A 605-nucleotide genomic window follows, 5' to 3' on the forward strand; every position below is an offset into this window, starting at 1 on the left:
GCTTTTCCTAGCACAGAAAACTGGTCAGGATTTACGCAGACAGATTAATGACCAAGCCTCTGTCGTGAAGGAAAAAACAAATTCACTATCTAAAACAATTTCTGAGCAGTCTAATCAAATTTTAACAAAAGTAAAAGATTTAAAAGCCTCTGCCGGGCAAAATGAGCCTGACTTAGGGCAAGACAGCCAAGAACCAGAAGCGACTGCATCTACGGCTACAACTTCAGAAGCTGCAGGTGGAGATCAACCTAAAAATGATGAATTATTCCAAGAAAAACTTGCTGAAGCACAGAAAGCCTTAACAGACGCAGAAAATAATACACAAACAACGAATTATTAGGAGAGATGGAAACATGGGGAAAACAAAGGTCGAAACCATCGAGGAATTTAGCCAAGTCCTCGAAAAAGAAAATAAATTTATTTTAATTAAACATAGTCTAACATGCCCAATCAGTAAAGCTGCATTTGATGAGTATGAGCAATTTGTTGCTGAAAATGTAAATGTACCAACTTATTATCTTTATGTTCAAGAAGCAAGAGAACTTTCTAACCATATCGCGGAACAATTTGGAATTAAGCATGAATCACCACAGGCACTTCTTTTT

2 protein-coding genes are annotated in these 605 nt (G+C 37.0%); both read left to right on the forward strand.

Going from position 1 to position 605, the window contains the following annotated elements:
• The coding region (locus tag V7147_RS09895) for a YtxH domain-containing protein (RefSeq protein WP_335367688.1) at positions 1–340 on the forward strand (340 nt) is incomplete at its 5' end.
• A gap of 13 nt (positions 341–353) precedes the next feature.
• Positions 354–605: bacillithiol system redox-active protein YtxJ (gene ytxJ / locus V7147_RS09900; RefSeq protein ID WP_335367689.1), on the forward strand; the 252-nt coding region annotated here is incomplete at its 3' end.

Source organism: Bacillus sp. JJ1521, from assembly GCF_036965165.1.
GTDB lineage: Bacteria > Bacillota > Bacilli > Bacillales > Bacillaceae_L > Ferdinandcohnia.